16 protein-coding genes are annotated in these 17,779 nt (G+C 56.0%); 10 read left to right on the top strand and 6 right to left on the bottom strand.

Going from position 1 to position 17,779, the window contains the following annotated elements:
* The first annotated feature begins 8 nt into the window (after positions 1-8).
* The 5 genes from damX (at position 9) to trpS (ending at position 4,660) form a co-directional block, all read left to right on the top strand.
* Complete coding sequence (gene damX, locus ACOTZF_RS16655) at positions 9-1,310, top strand: cell division protein DamX (RefSeq protein WP_029882161.1); 1,302 nt, start codon at positions 9-11, stop codon at positions 1,308-1,310.
* A gap of 67 nt (positions 1,311-1,377) precedes the next feature.
* The gene (dam, locus tag ACOTZF_RS16650; protein ID WP_013099069.1) at positions 1,378-2,190 is read left to right on the top strand and encodes an adenine-specific DNA-methyltransferase; all 813 of its coding nucleotides are present in this window, start codon (positions 1,378-1,380) and stop codon (positions 2,188-2,190) included.
* Between the two features lie 41 nt (positions 2,191-2,231).
* Positions 2,232-2,909: a ribulose-phosphate 3-epimerase gene (gene rpe, locus ACOTZF_RS16645; RefSeq protein ID WP_129252529.1), complete on the top strand. Its 678-nt coding sequence runs from the start codon at positions 2,232-2,234 to the stop codon at positions 2,907-2,909.
* Positions 2,902-3,663: a phosphoglycolate phosphatase gene (gene gph / locus ACOTZF_RS16640; RefSeq protein WP_013099068.1), complete on the top strand. Its 762-nt coding sequence runs from the start codon at positions 2,902-2,904 to the stop codon at positions 3,661-3,663. Before rpe ends, gph begins: the two co-directional genes overlap by 8 nt.
* On the top strand, positions 3,656-4,660 hold the full coding sequence (gene trpS / locus ACOTZF_RS16635) for a tryptophan--tRNA ligase (RefSeq protein WP_020687783.1): 1,005 nt from the start codon (positions 3,656-3,658) through the stop codon (positions 4,658-4,660). The genes gph and trpS overlap by 8 nt, the downstream gene beginning before the upstream one ends.
* Before the next feature lie 144 nt (positions 4,661-4,804).
* On the opposite strand, the gene ACOTZF_RS16630 is transcribed toward trpS, so the two are convergent.
* The 4 genes from ACOTZF_RS16630 to nirB all read right to left on the bottom strand — a co-directional run bounded on the left by ACOTZF_RS16630 (position 4,805) and on the right by nirB (position 9,496).
* Positions 4,805-4,975 carry a YhfL family protein gene (locus tag ACOTZF_RS16630; protein WP_008503029.1) on the bottom strand — a complete coding sequence of 57 codons (171 nt, stop codon included), beginning with the start codon at positions 4,973-4,975 and terminating at the stop codon, positions 4,805-4,807.
* A gap of 145 nt (positions 4,976-5,120) precedes the next feature.
* The gene (gene cysG, locus ACOTZF_RS16625) at positions 5,121-6,494 is read right to left on the bottom strand and encodes a siroheme synthase CysG (protein WP_062935223.1); all 1,374 of its coding nucleotides are present in this window, start codon (positions 6,492-6,494) and stop codon (positions 5,121-5,123) included.
* 135 nt (positions 6,495-6,629) lie between these two features.
* Positions 6,630-6,956: a nitrite reductase small subunit NirD gene (gene nirD / locus ACOTZF_RS16620; protein WP_421636122.1), complete on the bottom strand. Its 327-nt coding sequence runs from the start codon at positions 6,954-6,956 to the stop codon at positions 6,630-6,632.
* Positions 6,953-9,496: a nitrite reductase large subunit NirB gene (gene nirB / locus ACOTZF_RS16615; protein WP_013099064.1), complete on the bottom strand. Its 2,544-nt coding sequence runs from the start codon at positions 9,494-9,496 to the stop codon at positions 6,953-6,955. The genes nirD and nirB overlap by 4 nt, the downstream gene beginning before the upstream one ends.
* A 241-nt stretch (positions 9,497-9,737) precedes the next feature.
* Here nirB and ACOTZF_RS16610 point away from each other — a divergent pair, with 241 nt between their 5' ends.
* Positions 9,738-11,039 carry a cytosine deaminase gene (locus ACOTZF_RS16610; protein WP_129317776.1) on the top strand — a complete coding sequence of 434 codons (1,302 nt, stop codon included), beginning with the start codon at positions 9,738-9,740 and terminating at the stop codon, positions 11,037-11,039.
* Positions 11,040-11,057: 18 nt separating this feature from the next.
* Here ACOTZF_RS16610 and tsgA read toward each other — a convergent pair whose 3' ends face one another.
* Positions 11,058-12,242, bottom strand: coding sequence for an MFS transporter TsgA (gene tsgA / locus ACOTZF_RS16605; RefSeq protein WP_129317775.1), 1,185 nt, complete (start codon positions 12,240-12,242; stop codon positions 11,058-11,060).
* A 278-nt stretch (positions 12,243-12,520) separates the two neighbouring features.
* On the opposite strand from tsgA, the gene ppiA reads away from it, so the two are divergent.
* The 4 genes from ppiA (at position 12,521) to argD (ending at position 15,684) form a co-directional block, all read left to right on the top strand.
* The gene (gene ppiA / locus ACOTZF_RS16600; RefSeq protein WP_013099061.1) at positions 12,521-13,093 is read left to right on the top strand and encodes a peptidylprolyl isomerase A; all 573 of its coding nucleotides are present in this window, start codon (positions 12,521-12,523) and stop codon (positions 13,091-13,093) included.
* A 105-nt stretch (positions 13,094-13,198) separates the two neighbouring features.
* Positions 13,199-13,783: a putative adenosine monophosphate-protein transferase Fic gene (locus ACOTZF_RS16595; RefSeq protein WP_013099060.1), complete on the top strand. Its 585-nt coding sequence runs from the start codon at positions 13,199-13,201 to the stop codon at positions 13,781-13,783.
* Positions 13,784-13,813: 30 nt separating this feature from the next.
* Positions 13,814-14,377: an aminodeoxychorismate synthase component 2 gene (pabA, locus tag ACOTZF_RS16590; RefSeq protein ID WP_013099059.1), complete on the top strand. Its 564-nt coding sequence runs from the start codon at positions 13,814-13,816 to the stop codon at positions 14,375-14,377.
* Positions 14,378-14,463: 86 nt separating this feature from the next.
* Entirely contained in the window at positions 14,464-15,684 is a 1,221-nt protein-coding gene (gene argD / locus ACOTZF_RS16585; protein ID WP_195908050.1) for a bifunctional acetylornithine/succinyldiaminopimelate transaminase, read from the top strand.
* Here the strand turns inward: argD and ACOTZF_RS16580 are convergent.
* Positions 15,681-17,768: a YccS/YhfK family putative transporter gene (locus tag ACOTZF_RS16580; RefSeq protein ID WP_038981462.1), complete on the bottom strand. Its 2,088-nt coding sequence runs from the start codon at positions 17,766-17,768 to the stop codon at positions 15,681-15,683. The two genes, argD and ACOTZF_RS16580, sit on opposite strands and share 4 nt — an antisense overlap.
* Positions 17,769-17,779: the final 11 nt, after the last annotated feature.

The raw sequence follows: 17,779 nt of genomic DNA, 5'->3' as shown, positions 1-17,779 counted from the left end.
GGTGTTAAATGGATGAATTCAAACCAGAAGACGAGCTGAAACCCGATCCCAGCGATCGTCGTACTGGTCGTTCTCGTCAATCTTCAGAACGTGATAACGAGCCGCAGATCAACTTTGACGATGTTGATCTGGATGCAGACGATCGTCGCCCTTCACGTAGCCGCAATGCGCGTGATGAGCGAGAAGAAGAGGATTATGAGTCCGAAGAAGATTCAATGGACGAAGAGCCAGTAGAGCGTCGCCCGCGTAAACGTAAAAAAGCGGCCGCGCAGAAACCGGCCTCCCGCCAGTACATCATGATGGGACTGGGCGTTCTGGTGCTTGTGCTGCTGATTGTCGGCATTGGCTCCGCGCTGAAAGCGCCTTCCACGAATTCTGGCGAGCAAACGGCTTCCACTGAGAAGAGCATCAACCTCTCCGGTAACGATGCGGCAGATCAGGCAAATGGTGCACAGCCAGCGCCGGGGACCACCTCCGCAGAGCAGACCGCCAGTAACACAACGACGCCGCAGGATGTTTCCCTGCCGCCAGTCTCTTCTACCCCCGCTCAGAATCAGGCACCTGCCACGCCAGAAGGCCAGCAGCGTGTAGAAGTTCAGGGCGATCTGAACAACGCGCTGATGCAGCCGCAAAACCAGCAGCAGGTGGATAACGTCGTGGTGAACTCTACGCTGCCAACTGAACCTGCAACCGTTGCGCCTGTTCGCGGTGGCAACGCTCAGCCACAAACCGCAGCAACGGAAAGCAAGCCGCGTCAGACTCAGACTGCACCACGTCAGGAACGTAAGCAGGCGGTCATTGAACCTAAGCGTGAAACCAAACCTCAGGCTGTGGTAAAAGCACCAGAAGTCAAAGCAACCCCGGTGCAGCCGAAACGGACTGAAACCGCTGCGGCAAGCGAGCCCGCAAAAGCGCCAGTGACGCAGACTGCACCGAAAGCCACGGCCACCACCACTGCACCTGCGGCGACAACGGCTCCAGCTGCAACCGCCACTGCATCGGCTGGCACAACCGGTAAAACGACGGGTAACGTCGGTTCACTGAAATCTGCGCCATCCAGTAACTACACGCTGCAGCTGAGCAGTTCGTCCAACTATGACAACCTCAACGGTTGGGCGAAGAAATCGAATCTGAAAAACTACGTGGTTTATCAGACGACCCGTAACGGGCAGCCGTGGTATGTGCTGGTGAGCGGTGTGTATGCTTCTAAAGATGAAGCGAAACGTGCCGTGGCGACACTGCCAGCAGACGTTCAGGCGAAAAACCCGTGGGCGAAGCCCATTCATCAGGTTCAGGCCGATCTTAAGTAATGTTTAAAGCGCAGGATGCTGTCGGAGCTTTCTCCACAGCCGGAGAAGGTGTAATCAGTTAGTCAGCATGAAAAAAAATCGCGCTTTTCTGAAATGGGCAGGGGGGAAATACCCCCTGCTTGATGATATTAAAAAGCACCTGCCTAAAGGCGAGTGTCTTATCGAGCCCTTTGTGGGCGCAGGATCGGTGTTCCTGAACACCGATTTTTCTCGTTATATCCTGGCGGATATCAACAGCGATCTCATCAGCCTCTATAACATCGTCAAACTGCGTACCGATGAGTATGTGGAAGAGGCGCGCAAGCTGTTTACGCCCGAGAACAATCATCCGGATGTTTACTACCAGCTGCGCACTGAGTTTAACCAGAGCCAGGATCCGTTCCGTCGGGCACTGTTGTTCCTCTATCTCAACCGCCATGGTTACAACGGCCTGTGCCGGTATAATCTGCGTGGGGAATTCAACGTGCCGTTTGGCCGCTATAAGCGCCCTTACTTCCCGCAGGACGAGCTGTATCACTTTGCTGAAAAAGCGCAGAATGCAGAATTCCACTGCCTCTCATATGAAGAGTGTATGGAACTGGCGGGGGTAGACTCGGTGGTTTACTGCGATCCGCCTTACGCCCCGCTGTCTGCGACGGCGAATTTTACCGCCTATCACACCAACAGCTTCAGTCCGGCCGAGCAGGCCCGTCTGGCGGAGATGGCGGAAAAGCTGGTCAGCAAAAGAATTCCGGTGTTAATTTCGAATCACGATACCCCTGATACGCGCGAATGGTACAAAGCCGCGAAGCATTTTCAGGTCAAAGTGCGGCGTAGCATTAGCAGCAACGGCGGCACACGTAAAAAGGTGGACGAACTCCTGGCTCTTTATCGCCCCTGAGCCGTTTTGCCCGCCGGTAAACACATTTCAAGGAGATGCGGATGAAACAGTTTTTGATTGCTCCCTCAATTCTGTCGGCCGATTTTGCCCGCCTGGGTGAGGACACTGCTAACGCGCTCGCCGCGGGTGCGGATGTCGTCCATTTCGACGTTATGGATAACCACTATGTTCCTAATCTGACCATTGGCCCCATGGTGCTCAAGGCGCTGCGTAACTACGGTATTACCGCGCCCATTGACGTCCATCTGATGGTGAAACCGGTTGACCGCATCGTGCCTGATTTTGCCGCGGCGGGCGCCAGTATCATTACCTTCCACCCGGAAGCGTCTGAACACGTTGACCGCACGCTGCAGCTGATTAAAGAAAACGGCTGTAAAGCGGGTCTGGTCTTTAACCCGGCAACGCCGCTGAGCTATCTCGACTATGTGATGGATAAGCTGGACGTTATCTTGCTGATGTCCGTTAACCCGGGCTTTGGCGGGCAGTCATTCATTCCTCACACGCTCGATAAACTGCGTGAAGTGCGCCGTCGTATTGATGAGTCCGGCTATGACATCCGTCTGGAAGTGGATGGTGGCGTGAAGGTGATTAACATTGGTGAAATTGCGGCTGCGGGCGCGGATATGTTCGTTGCCGGTTCGGCAATTTTCGACCAACCGGATTACAAGAAAGTTATAGATGAAATGCGCCGCGAGCTGGCGAAGGTAAGTCATGGATAAATTGCAGGCAACCCGGGGTATTGCATTTGACCTCGATGGCACGCTGGTTGACAGCGCGCCGGGCTTAACGAGCGCCGTCGACCAGGCGCTGTACGCCCTTGAACTGCCCGTCGCGGGCGAAGATCGCGTCGTGACGTGGATTGGTAATGGCGCAGATGTCCTGATGGAGCGCGCCCTGACGTGGGCTCGGCAGGAGCGTGCGTCACAACGTTCCGCACAAGGTAAACCGAGCGTTGATCACGCGGATATCCCGCAGGAAGAACAGCTACGGATTCTGCGCAAACTGTTTGACCGTTTCTACGAAGAAACCGTTGAAGAAGGCAGCTTCCTGTTCCCGGACGTGAAGGAAACGCTGAGCGCGCTGCATGCGAAAGGCATTCCGCTGGGGCTGGTTACCAACAAGCCGACGCCGTTTGTTGCGCCATTACTGGACGCGCTGGATATCGCGAAATACTTCACCGTGATTGTGGGCGGTGATGACGTACAGAATAAAAAGCCGCACCCGGAACCGCTGTTGCTGGTGGCAGGAAAATTATCCTTAACACCTGCTGAGCTGCTCTTTGTCGGTGATTCACGCAATGATATTCTGGCTGCCAGAGCGGCGGGTTGTCCCTCCGTGGGGTTAACCTATGGCTACAACTACGGTGAGGCCATTACCCTGAGTGAGCCGGACGTCGTGTTCGATCGCTTCAAAGATTTGTTGCCCGCACTCGGGCTTTCATACAGTGAACATCAGGAATTGAAAAATGACTAAGCCCATCGTTTTTAGTGGCGCCCAGCCGTCAGGTGAATTGACCATTGGTAACTACATGGGTGCGTTACGTCAGTGGGTTAGCATGCAGGATGACTACCATTGCATTTACTGCATTGTGGATCTGCATGCTATTACCGCCCGTCAGGATCCTGAGAAGCTGCGTAAAGCCACGCTGGACACCCTGGCGCTCTATCTGGCCTGCGGGATCGATCCTGAAAAGAGCACCATCTTCGTTCAGTCTCACGTGCCGGAGCATGCACAGCTTGGCTGGGCGCTGAACTGCTACACCTACTTTGGTGAACTGAGCCGTATGACGCAGTTTAAGGATAAATCCGCGCGCTATTCCGAGAACATTAACGCCGGTCTGTTTGACTATCCGGTGCTGATGGCGGCTGACATTCTGCTGTATCAGACTAACCAGGTGCCGGTGGGTGAAGACCAGAAGCAACATCTTGAGCTGAGCCGTGATATCGCCCAGCGCTTTAACGCCCTGTATGGCGAAGTGTTCAAAGTGCCAGAGCCATTTATTCCAAAATCCGGTGCACGCGTGATGTCGCTGCTGGAGCCGACCAAAAAGATGTCCAAGTCTGACGATAACCGAAACAACGTTATCGGCCTGCTGGAAGATCCGAAATCGGTGGTTAAAAAGCTCAAGCGTGCCGTGACCGACTCCGACGAGCCGCCTGTTGTGCGCTACGATGTGCAGAACAAAGCGGGGGTCTCTAACCTGCTGGATATCCTCTCCGGTGTGACCGGCCAGAGCATTCCTGAGCTGGAACAGCACTTTGAAGGCAAGATGTACGGCCACCTGAAAGGCGAAGTGGCGGATGCCGTTTCCGGTATGTTGACCGAGCTGCAGGAGCGTTATCACCGCTACCGTAACGATGAAGCCTTCCTGCAGAAGGTGATGAAAGAGGGCGCTGAAAAAGCCAGCGCGCGCGCGTCAGAAACCCTGAAAGCGGTGTACGAAGCGATTGGGTTTGTTGCGAAGCCTTAGGTAAAAGCAAAACGGTAACGGCGTTACCGTTTTAGGGTTTGTACCCTCTCCCTGTGGGAGAGGGCCAGGGTGAGGGCATCACGCCGCACTTTTCTAAACAAAAAAACCGGGGAATCCCCGGTTTTTTTACACCTGTAAAACAGCTTACTGCTGTGCCGCCGGGCCACAACCCCCGATGATCTTCGAAATGGAGATCGCCGGGTGCAGCAGGTAATCGTAGCTGCAGTTGTTTTTGGTGTTTTGCACGTGGCCAGTGCAGGCCGTCAGAGTCGATAACAGGCCTACCAGAACGGCAGCTTTAGCCAGTTTGAACATACGCATTCCTTGTCTTAAAAAAACTAAATTGGATGTAACACGAGGGAATAAATGGAAAAGTTCCATTTCGCGGGAGGTATGTTATCGACAGCAGTAACAGGGGAGTAGTCCGGTTAAGGACTACTCGAAGAGGGGAGAATATGCGCTAGTGATTTGAGAACCAGTTGAGTTTATCGCGCAGTTCAACCACGCGGCCGACAATAATCAGCGCCGGGCTTTCAACCTGCTGCGACAGCTCACCCAGCTGTGTCAGCACGCCATTTACCACGCGCTGCTTAATGGAGGTGCCGTTTTCCACCAGCGCGACGGGCATATCCGCTTCCATGCCGTGTTCAAGTAATTTCGCCTGGATCGTAGCGGCCTGATTCAGCCCCATATAGAAGACCAGCGTCTGCTTTTCGGCGGCCAGGTTGTGCCAGTCCAGTTCGCTGCCGGTTTTCAGGTGCCCCGTTATCAGACGCACGCTCTGCGCGTAATCACGATGGGTCAATGGAATACCGGAGTATGCCGAACAGCCGGATGCCGCCGTAATGCCAGGCACCACAGAGAACGGAATGCCTGCGTTGCACAGGGTTTCCAGTTCCTCGCCGCCGCGACCAAAGATAAACGGATCCCCGCCCTTCAGGCGCACCACACGTTTTCCTTTTTGCGCTTCCCGCAGCAGGATCTGATTAATCTCTTCCTGCGGCACGCAGTGATAACCCGCACGTTTACCCACAAACACCCGGTCCGCATCGCGACGTACCAGATTCATGATCTCATCGGAGACCAGACGGTCATACACAACGGTATCGGCCTGCTGGATCTGCTGGAGTCCTTTCAGCGTCAGTAATCCCGCATCGCCGGGGCCTGCGCCTACCAGCACCACCTCGCCACGATGATCCAGCGGTTCAGAGAGTAACTGCTCGGTCGTCTCTTCAACCGCCTTCACGTCCTGATTGGCCAGCGACTGGGCAAGCCGGTCATTGACGAAGAATTTTTCCCAGAAGCGACGGCGCTCGCCCACGGTCGCGAAGGTTTGCTTCACTCGTGAACGCAGTTGCCCTGCATAGTGGGCAATTTGCCCAAGATGTTGCGGCAGCAGTGCTTCCAGTTTTTCCCGCAGCAGGCGGGCGAGAACCGGCGAGCGGCCACCTGACGACACCGCAATCATCAGCGGTGAACGGTCGATTATCGACGGCATGATAAAGCTGGCTTCTTTCGGCGCATCCACCACGTTGCAGAATATACGGCGCGCTTCGCAGGCATCGCTGACGCGCTGATTCACTTCATCGTCATCCGTCGCGGCAATAGTCAGCCAGCAGGTATCCAGCAGGGACTCGTTAAACTCCCCCTGATTCAGCGTGAGCATCCCTTCCTTCGCCCAGGCTTCAAACTGTGGTGCGAAGGCGAGGGCGTTAACCGTAAGACGGGCACCTGCCTCTAACAGCAAGCGGGCTTTGCGTTCAGCCACATCGCCGCCACCCACAAGCAGGCAGTCGCGATGGCGTAATTGACAGAAAATCGGCAGGTGGTCCACGACATTACCTCACAGCATTCATGGAGGGGGTAAGAATTGACGTCAGAATAACAGCAGGAATCGCCGGAAACATACGGTTTTTCCTGCCGTTACCCATAAGGGGTCATAAGCCTTTCCTATAGGAAAGGCGGGGGGTTAGGCTTTTAACTGCACCTGGCCGTCCTTCACGTGAACGTCGTAGTGCTTCACCGAGTAGCTTTCATCTTCCATGCACAGTCCGTCGCTTAAACGGAAACGCTGTTTTTTCAGCGGACTGGCGACCCACAGTTCACCCTGATGCTCGGCAATCAGCCCGCGGGAGAGGACGCTGGCCTCAAAAAACGGGTCGATATTGCTGATGGCAAAAACCTGTTCGTCGTGGCGAGGGCGGAAAATCGCGACCTGCTCGTTTCCCAGCAGCGCACAGACGCCGGTTGCCGGCAGAATGTCGTTAATGTTGCAGATGTTTACCCACTGGCTCATGCGTTTTCCTCCACCAGCGTCACCGGAATACGTTCATAAGGTGTCGCCGGACGATGCTGTTCGCGCTCTGCTACTACCTGCACGTTCGGGTCGCGCTGGGTGCTGTTGATGAAGTGTTTGAAGCGTGTCTGTGCCGCTGGCGTGTTGACGGTTTCCGTCCACTCGCAAATCACCGCCGCGCGCAGGCGCGCCATCTCCGCTTCCAGATGTTCGTTCAGGCCCAGCTTATCGTCGATGATGACCGACTTCAGGTAGTCGATGCCACCCTCCAGATTATCCAGCCAGGAAGCGGTACGGGTCAGTTTGTCGGCGGTACGGATGTAGAACATCATGAAGCGGTCGAGATACTGAATCAGCGTGTCGTGGTCAAGATCGGCCGCCAGCAGGTCAGCGTGGCGTGGTTTCATCCCGCCGTTACCGCAGACGTACAGGTTCCAGCCTTTCTCGGTGGCGATGATCCCCACGTCTTTCCCCTGCGCTTCGGCACATTCACGGGTACAGCCGGAGACGCCGAACTTCATTTTGTGCGGGGTACGAATGCCTTTGTAGCGGTTTTCCAGCTCGACGCCGAAGCCCACGCTGTCGCCCACGCCGTAGCGGCACCAGGTGCTGCCCACGCAGGTTTTTGCCATGCGCAGCGCTTTGGCATACGCGTGACCGGTTTCGAAGCCCGCCTCAATCAGCTGACGCCAGATCTCCGGCAGGTCATCTTTCTGTGCACCAAACAGGCCGATACGCTGGGAACCGGTGATTTTGGTGTAGAGGTTAAATTCACGCGCGATACGGCCCACGGCCACCAGCCCTTCCGGGGTGATTTCACCGCCCGCAGAGCGTGGGATAACGGAGTAAGTCCCGTCTTTCTGGATATTTGCCAGGAAGTTGTCGTTGGTGTCCTGCAGCGGCGTATGTTCTGGTTTGAGGATGTACTCATTCCAGCAAGAGGCCAGCAGGGAGCCGACGGTCGGTTTACACACTTCGCAGCCATAGCCCTGGCCGTGCTTGGCCAGCAGTTCGTCGAAGGATTTAATGCCTTCCACGCGGATCAGGTGATACAGCTCCTGGCGAGAGTACGCGAAGTGCTCGCACAGGTTGTTGTTCACTTCGATGCCCTGTTTCGCCAGTTCGGCGTTAAGCACCTGAGTGACCAGAGGGATACAGCCGCCGCAGCCGGTTCCGGCTTTGGTTTCCGCTTTCAGCGCCGCAACGGTGTGACAGCCTTTGTTGATGGCGGAGATCAACATGCCTTTGGTGACGTCGAAGCAGGAGCAGATCTGCGCGCTGTCCGGCAGTTTATCGACGCCGATAGACGGCTTGCCGCTGGAAGCGTGCGCCGGGAGGATCAGCGCGTCCGGATTCTCCGGCAGTTCGATGGCGTTCAGCACCAGTTGCAGCAGGTTGCCGTAGTCGCTGGTGTCGCCCACCAGCACCGCACCGAGCAGGGTTTTGTTGTCCTGGCTGACGATCAGGCGTTTATAGATCTCTTTGCTCTCGTCGAGATAAACGTAGCTGCGCGCGCCCGGCGTGCGGCCATGCGCATCGCCGATGCCGCCCACGTCCACGCCCAGCAGCTTCAGCTTGGCGCTCAAGTCCGCGCCTTCGAAGGCGTTTTCGTTTCCGAGGATATGGTCAACGGCGACCTGCGCCATTTTGTAGCCCGGCGCCACCAGACCGTACACGCGGTTATTCCAGCTGGCACATTCGCCGATAGCATAGATATCCGGGTCGGAGGTCTGGCAGGTATCGTTCACCATGATCCCGCCGCGCTGGGCAACCGCCAGACCGCACTGGGTGGCCAGCTTGTCGCGTGGGCGAATACCGGTTGAGAAGACGATAAAGTCAACTTCGAGCTCGCTGCCGTCGGCAAAGCGCATGGTTTTACGCGCTTCGGTGCCTTCCTGCACAATCTCTTTGGTGTTTTTGCTGGTGTGGACTTTCACGCCCATGCTTTCAATCTTACGGCGCAGCTGATCGCCACCCATGTGGTCCAGCTGTTCGGCCATCAGCATCGGGGCAAATTCGATGACGTGCGTTTCAACGCCGAGGTTTTTCAACGCTCCGGCTGCTTCCAGACCCAGCAGGCCGCCCCCGACCACCGCGCCGCGTTTACTGCGACGTGCGCAGGATTCGATGGCGTTGAGATCTTCAATGGTACGGTAAACGAAGCAATCCTGCGTTTCCGAACCTTTGATAGGCGGGATCCACGGATATGAGCCAGTCGCCATGATCAGCTTGTCGTAAAAAACCGTACGGCCAGCGCTGGAGTGGATCACTTTCTCCTGACGGTTGATGGTGATAGCGCGTTCGCCCACCAGCACTTTTACGCCATGCTTCTCATAGAAACCTTCACGCACCAGAGAGAGCTCTTCGGCGGTATGATGGGAGAAGTAGGAAGACAAGTGCACACGGTCGTACGCCTTGCGGGGTTCTTCACAGAACACGGTAATATCGAACTGCTCAGCGCTGGCTTTATCGAGAAGATCCTCAATAAAGCGGTGGCCGACCATGCCGTTACCGATGATAGCGAGTCTGACTTTGCTCATTTTTGCCTCGATTTCTTTTCTATTACTGCCTACCTTAACGATTCAGCAGGGGCACTTATTGATGCAAATCAAATACGCCTTCGCCTACTCCCTAGGTGGTAGATGTATGATTTGTCAGGATTTTTATAAGTTATGGAAATCGCTGGCTTTTCGTTGTCGTCGATTTTATGTACAAAAAGAGTGGCTATTTTTGGAAAAACAGGTACTCCTTAATTTCAGCCGCGTTTTTCAGGGGAAAGGTATGTCTACAACACCGCTTTGGCTTGTGCACAATGTTCGTTTACCGGATCGCGAAGGGCTGTGGCAGATCGCCATCGAGAACGGTCGGTTTGGTGATATCACGCCCATGGACAAGACCCACAGCGAAAGCTATGAGGTCTTAAATGCCCGCGGCGGACTTGCCATTCCACCGTTTATTGAGCCGCATATTCACCTGGATACCACGCAGACGGCGGGCGAGCCACACTGGAACCAATCCGGCACGCTGTTTGAAGGGATTGAACGCTGGGCGGAGCGTAAGGCGCTGCTCAGTCATGAAGATGTCAAAGCGCGCGCATGGAAAACGCTGAAGTGGCAAATTGCCAACGGGATCCAGTTTGTCCGCACCCACGTGGATGTCTCCGACCCGACGCTTACCGCCCTGAAGGCGATGCTGGAGGTTAAACAGGAGGTCGCCCCGTGGGTGACGCTGCAAATCGTGGCATTCCCTCAGGAAGGCATTCTCTCTTACCCGAACGGCGCGGCGCTGCTGGAAGAGGCATTAACGCTGGGCGCGGATGTGGTGGGTGCCATCCCGCACTTCGAATTCACCCGGGAATACGGCGTGCAGTCCCTGCATATCGCCTTTGACCTGGCGAAGAAATACGACCGTCCGCTGGATATTCATTGTGATGAAATCGACGATGAGCAGTCCCGCTTTGTGGAGACGGTCGCCACGCTGGCCTATGAAGCTGGCATTGGCGCGCGGGTCACGGCCAGCCACACCACCGCCATGCACTCTTACAATGGCGCGTACACCTCGCGGCTGTTCCGCCTGCTGAAGATGTCGGGTATTAACTTTGTGGCGAATCCGCTGGTGAATATCCACCTGCAGGGGCGCTTTGACGACTATCCGAAGCGTCGGGGCATTACCCGCGTGAAGGAGCTACAGGCGGCGGGCATTAACGTCTGCTTTGGTCATGATGATGTGTTTGATCCATGGTATCCGCTCGGTACCGGCAATATGCTGCAGGTGCTGCATATGGGGCTGCACGTCTGTCAGATGATGGGCTACCCGCAAATTGACAGCGGCCTGAACCTGATCACCCATAACAGCGCCCGCACGTTTGGCCTGAGCGATTACGGTATTGAGACGGGTAACCCGGCGAACCTGTTGATTTTGCCTGCAGAGAGTGGGTTTGAGGCGGTACGCTGTCAGGTGCCGGTGCGCTGGTCCATTCGGCAGGGGCGGATTATTGCCACCACGCAGCTGGCGCAGACCTGGATCCAGATGGATAGCGGGGGAGAAGAGATAAGTTTTGCCAGAAACAGCCCCTCTGCGTAGCGCAGAGGGGCGCAGGGATTAGTGCGACGCCGCTGCAGCGTTATGCTGGCGGTGGCGGGTTACAAAGCCCAGGATGAAGCACATGATGAACACCACGGCGTACAGGCCGTTAGCGGTGTGCAGCGCCGCCAGCGGACCGCTGTGGGCGACGATCGGGCCCGTCACCACAAAGGTCAGCATGGTGCCGATGGTGCCGCAGGTCAGTACGAAGTTCACCAGCTTCGGCGAGGCCACTTTGGTCTGCAGGGAGCCCAGGGTGATGATCGACGTATAAATGGCGCTGGAGAAGAAGCCCAGGGTCAGAATGAACCACGGCATGTGGTCCGGGGAACCGTTGATGAACAGATACATCAGCACGGTAGCCAGGCCTGCCAGCACGGTCAGGATGCGCTGCAGATCGAAGAAGCGCAGGATGAAGCTAAACGCCCACATGCCAAACATGTAAGACATCCAGAAATCGCTCACCAGTTTACCCGCGTCGTTCAGGCTCATGCCCAGACCTTTGGCGTATTCCGGCACCCAGGAGATAAAGCCCAGTTGACCCAGGATGTAGCACAGTGCGGCAATGGAGAGGAACAGTACGCCGATACCCCATTTCTCTTTCGCCACAGGCTCTGCCGTGGTCTGTGCTTTTTTACCCAGAACCGGGAATTCGCAGCCGAAGGTCAGGATGAAGATGGCCACGTAAACCAGGCCGATACAGGCGTAGACCCAGTACCACTCAATGCTGCACGCCAGCAGAACGGCCGCGACCATCGGGAAAATCATCCCGGCCATGCTGAAGAAGGAGTCGGTAAACAGCAGGCGCGCGCCGCGCTGACGGCCTTCATACATATGGGTAATCAGGAAGGTACCAATCGACATGGTGATCCCGCTGACCAGACCGAGCACGAACATGGCGGCGGAGAACAGGGCGATGCTGTGGCTCAGCATCAGACCCGCCACGGCGGCGACCATCAGCACAAAACCAAAACGCAGCTGCGTTTTCAGCGGAACAATTTCCATCAGCCAGGCATTCAGGAAAATGGAGATCAGGATCCCCGCGTTGAGGAAGGTGAAGGTGTTACTCATGCTGGAAACGGGCAGCTGGAAGTAGTCTGCGATATTTCCCATCACCATCCCGGTGACGATCACCAACGCGCCGGTCAGGGCGTAGGAGAAGAAGCTGATCCATGTGAGCTTGATACGATTGCTGTTAGTCATGTCTGGCCTGTTCAGGAAAAGAAAAGCGCCGGATAGGCGCTGAGAGCGGGCAGATTTTAGTCGTGAAAGTGATCCATTCATATCTTTTAAAGAAAATATGAGCTTCATTGCAGGTTTTTATGTGATCGCGATCACATAAAATTGCGTCATAACCAATCGTTTGCGCGGTAACAACTGTTTCAATTTCGTAAAATTAGGTAAAAGGCTGGTCTCCGTTCATACTGCTCTTTAGAATCAAGCCATTCGCTTTTTATACTGCGCTTTGTTAAGGAATTCTCATGCTCAAATCAACACTGGCGGCTGTCGCAGCTGTGTTTGCTCTTTCTGCCGTTTCCCCGGCTGCGCTGGCAGCAAAAGGGGACCCTCATGTTCTGCTGACCACCTCCGCAGGGAATATTGAGCTGGAACTGAATAGCCAGAAAGCCCCGGTTTCTGTGAAAAACTTCCTCGACTACGTAAACAGCGGCTTTTACAACAACACCACCTTCCACCGCGTGATCCCAGGCTTTATGGTGCAGGGCGGCGGTTTCAACGAGCAGATGCAGCAGAAACAGCCGAATCCACCGATCAAAAACGAAGCGGACAACGGCCTGCTGAACACCCGTGGCACCATCGCCATGGCGCGTACGGCGGATAAGGACAGCGCTACCAGCCAGTTCTTTATCAACGTGGCGGATAACGCCTTCCTCGACCACGGCCAGCGTGACTTCGGCTATGCGGTGTTTGGTAAAGTGGTAAAAGGGATGGACGTGGCGGACAAGATTTCTCAGGTACAGACCCACGACGTTGGGCCATACCAGAATGTACCATCCAAACCGGTCGTGATCCTCTCTGCAAAAGTACTGCCGTAACCCTCTTTGACACGGGCGCGTCTCGCCCGTGTTGTTAGCCCTCCCTGCGAAAGCGCGTTTTGCTGCTTATACTTTGGCAAACGGACATATTCAGGGAGGCGTTAAGTGAAAAAACTCACCGATAAGCAAAAATCCCGTCTCTGGGAGCAGCAGCGTAACGTCAATTTTCAGGCCAGTTGTCTCCTTGAAAAGGGTCATGGTCCTTCAGATCCCCAGATTGAGACGCTGGAACTTGGGCCTTCAGCGCCTGGGTTGCCCCATCTGTGCCTTATTCACCGCCATCTGTATCGCAGAGAGATGAAGCGGGCAGGTGAATACCGTACGGACGATATTTTCAAAGGGGACATTCCTTTTTGCCATTTCGAATACATTGAGAAGATGGGCAATGAATTGATGTCGGCACTGGAAAGCGACCGGTACCTGGTGGGTCTTCAGAAAGAGGAGTTTATCGAGCGGATAAGCCATTACTATTGTGAAATCAATATGCTGCATCCCTTTGCCAGCGGTAATGGCATTGCGCAGCGTGTTTTCTTTGAACAGCTGGCGATCCATGCGGGTTACCTGCTGGACTGGCGCGATATCGATCCTGAGCAGTGGGTCGCGGCTAACCAGAGCGGCGCAACGGGAGATTTGTCCGCCCTGAACGCTATCTTTGCCAAAGTAGTGAGCGAAGCGCGGGAATCTGAGTAGAATAGGGCGGCATTTTTTTCGGGAGCCGCCATGATTCTGCTGATTGATAACTACGATTCCTTCACCTGGAACCTTTACCAGTATTTTTGTGAACTGGGTGCAGAGGTGGTTGTCCGCCGTAACGACGACATCAGCCTGACCGAGATTGACGCGCTGGCCCCAAAGAAAATCGTTATCTCGCCGGGGCCGTGTACCCCATCGGAATCGGGTATTTCTCTGGATGTGATCCGCCACTACGCCGGCAGGCTGCCGATTCTTGGCGTCTGCCTTGGCCATCAGGCCATCGGGCAGGTGTTTGGCGCCACCATCGTCCGCGCTGCCAGGGTGATGCACGGTAAAACCTCACCGGTTACCCACACCGGCACGGGCGTGTTTAGTGGGTTAAATAACCCGTTAACCGTCACGCGCTACCATTCTCTGGTGATTGACCCGCCGACGCTGCCCGACTGCTTTGAGGTGACCGCCTGGAGCGAGACGCAGGAGATCATGGGCATTCGCCATCGTGAATGGGATCTCGAAGGGGTGCAGTTCCACCCGGAGAGTATTCTCAGCGAACAGGGGCACCAGCTACTGGCTAATTTCCTCAATCGCTGAATATCTGTTGCCTTGCTGTGATTTTTTATGCATATTTTGTGATTATATTTTCACAATCAATGTGACATAAAATGGATGGTCATGACATGGCAACTGAACAATCTGCAATTACCCGCGCGACATTCGATGAAGTCATTCTGCCGATTTATGCACCGGCCGAGTTTATCCCGGTAAAGGGAAAAGGCAGCCGCGTCTGGGATCAGCAGGGGAAAGAGTACGTGGATTTCGCCGGGGGGATTGCGGTGACGGCGCTGGGGCATTGCCATCCTGCACTGGTCGAGGCACTGAAAACCCAGGGCGAAACCCTGTGGCACACCAGCAACGTCTTTACCAACGAACCGGCATTGCGCCTGGGGCGCAAGATCATTGACGCGACTTTCGCCGAGCGCGTGTTGTTTATGAACTCCGGGACCGAAGCCAACGAAACCGCCTTCAAGCTGGCGCGCTACTATGCTTCCACACGCCACAGCCCGTACAAAACCAAAATCATCGCTTTCCATAACGCTTTCCACGGTCGTTCACTGTTTACCGTTTCCGTTGGCGGCCAGCCGAAGTATTCCGACGGCTTTGGTCCGAAACCCGCCGATATCATTCATGTGCCGTTTAACGATCTGCATGCGGTGAAAGCGGTGATGGATGATCATACCTGCGCGGTCGTGGTTGAGCCGATTCAGGGTGAAGGCGGCGTGACGGCGGCAACGCCGGAATTCCTCAAAGGGCTGCGCGCGCTGTGCGATCAGCATCAGGCGCTGCTGGTGTTTGATGAAGTCCAGAGCGGGATGGGGCGTACCGGCTCCCTGTTCGCCTATATGCACTACGGCGTGACGCCGGATATTCTGACCAGCGCCAAAGCGCTCGGCGGCGGCTTCCCGGTCAGCGCGGTGCTCACCACCCAGGAGATCGCTTCCGCGTTCCATGTCGGCTCACACGGCTCCACCTACGGCGGAAACCCGCTGGCCTGCGCCATCGCCGGTGCGGCGTTTGATATCATCAATACGCCGGAGGTATTAAGCGGCGTTCAGGCGAAGCGCGAGCTGTTCGTGAAACATCTGCAGCAGATCGACGAAACGTACGACGTCTTCAGCGAGATCCGTGGCATGGGACTGCTGATTGGCGCTGAGCTGAAGCCGCAGTACACAGGCCGCGCACGCGATTTCCTGCACGCCGCTGCTCACGAAGGGGTGATGGTACTCAACGCCGGCCCGGACGTGATGCGCTTTGCGCCGTCGCTGGTGGTCGAAGAGAACGATATTGAAGATGGATTAACCCGCTTTGCCGCGGCGGTCGCGAAGATCGTTAAAGGCTAATACTCGGTTCGTTTTAACCGCCGCGTTAACCAGATGCCGTGATGCGGACGCTGACGCCATGCCACCGACGAAATGGTGTGCATGGTGTTCAGATGCCCCAGAATGCGCTGCAGATGCTGCTCCAGGGTGCTCATTGGCCCGTGGGTGAGCGTTTCCGGCGCTTCCAGAATGTTCGAATCCCCCGATTCACCCGGCGCGTCATACTCCAGACGCTGCTGACACCGCTGCAGGGCAATCTCACACGACTGCAAATAGCGCTGCGCCAGGTCTGGCGTTAGCATGGTATGTTCACGCGCCAGCGTGGTCATCGCGTTGATATGTTCGACGATGAACTGGCTGTGCGTCACCCAGAGCTTCATATCCGCCAGATAGTGCGAGTTAAAGCCGGGCTCCTGCATCGCCTGATTCAGCGAGTTGAACAGGGCGTTATGTGCCTGGTTGACCTTCATCCGCTGATACGCCAGCGGGGAGGGCTGCGGATCGTCGCTCAGGATCAGGCGGATAGCCTGCTGGTCGGCCTCCAGCGCGTCGTGGGCGTTCTGCCTGAGCAGGCCGCTTTGCCATTGTGGCCACAGCCAGACCATACCACCAAAGGCAATCAGACAGCCAATCAGGGTATCGATAAGCCTGGCGACAATAAACTGTTCGCCATTGAGCGTAAGCAATTGCAGGGTGTATACCGCCGTGACCGTAAAGCCCACCATCGCCCAGCCGTAGTTTTTGCGGATGATCAGGTAGCTCACCAGGGTAATCAATAGCATGCCTGCCAGCGTATAGCCTTCCGGCACGTGGAAGTGCAGCGTTACGCCCGCGATAATCAACCCCGCCATGGTTCCGCCCGCCCGGTGCAGAATACGCACCCGCGTGGCGCCGTAGCCATTCTGGGTGACAAACAGTACCGTCATTAATATCCAGTAGGGTTTGGGCAGATGCAGCGCCATGCCCATCAGGCTGGCGATGCTCAGCATCACGCTAATCCGGGCGGCGTTGCGCAGGGCGGAAGATTTAAACGAGAGATAGCTTTTAAGCGCAGGCAGTAGCGGCAGGCGCTTTTGCTTATCCGCCATCAGATCGCGGGGATAGAGCGGGCGCTGGGTACGCAGGACGCGGGCAATACGGCTGAAGTGCCAGGCGGCAAACTGGCCTACCGGGTTATCCTCGTGCTGGCGGGCGATTTTCTCCAGTGCGCCGAGCTGCTTGTCCATGTTAAAGCGGGTGGGGTAACGGTGATAAAGAATGTCGTCGGCCAGTACCCGCAGGCGTGCGGACACGGTCTGCGCGTTCCAGCGGATCACCGCTTCGGCATGGCTGCGCTCCACCAGCTTTTGCACCTCCTTCGGGTGGTGCAGGCTCACGGAGATATGCTCCTGCAGATCCAGCCCCACCTGGAAGGTGCGCAGCAGCCGTTTATATTCGTGGTTCTTGTTGGCGGCCAGCATATGCAGCTGCTGGTAGCACTGGCTTATCAGATCCACCACCTTCTGCTGGCGCGTCAGCAGCGGCGGCAGCGATTTTTCCGGGTCGGTATGCTGGGTCAGCAGTGTGTATTTGGCTTCGCAGTACTCCGCAAGCTGGACATAGAGCAGGCTCAGGGATTCACGCAGCGGTTGTTCCCGCCACAGCCAGAACCAGAACCAGTTAAACAGGCCATACCATAGCGTACCGAGGGTGTAGATCAGCAGCGGCTCCCACACTGGCATGTTACCTGCGAGACTCAGGGTAAAGATGGCCGCGATGAGTGAGGCGGGCAGTAAACGCGCGTGCAGTGAACTGATTTCGGCGGTCACCCCCAGCGTCATCGCCAGCACGCTCAGGATCAGCGGCAGCGGAATATCGCGGGCCAGCAAAAGCTGCACGGCCAGGCTACACCCGGCAAACAGCGAACCGCCGATAATCAGACGTTTGAAAAAACGCTTATGCGGGGTGTCGAGACCGGCAATGTTGCAGCAGGCGGGAACCAGTGAAAACAGCAGCCCCTGCTGAAGATGCCCAAGGATCAGGCCCACGGCCACAGGAAGGCACAACACCAGCGTTTGTCGCAGTGCGTAGTTAACTTCCGGGTGATAAATCAGCCTGCGCCACATGGGGAGTAGAG

The organism is Enterobacter cloacae complex sp. SHL021 (genome assembly GCF_049237765.1).
Taxonomy (GTDB): Bacteria; Pseudomonadota; Gammaproteobacteria; order Enterobacterales; family Enterobacteriaceae; genus Enterobacter; species Enterobacter cloacae.
Note: the sequence above shows the minus strand (reverse complement) of the source record. Positions and strands in the feature narration are given on the sequence as shown.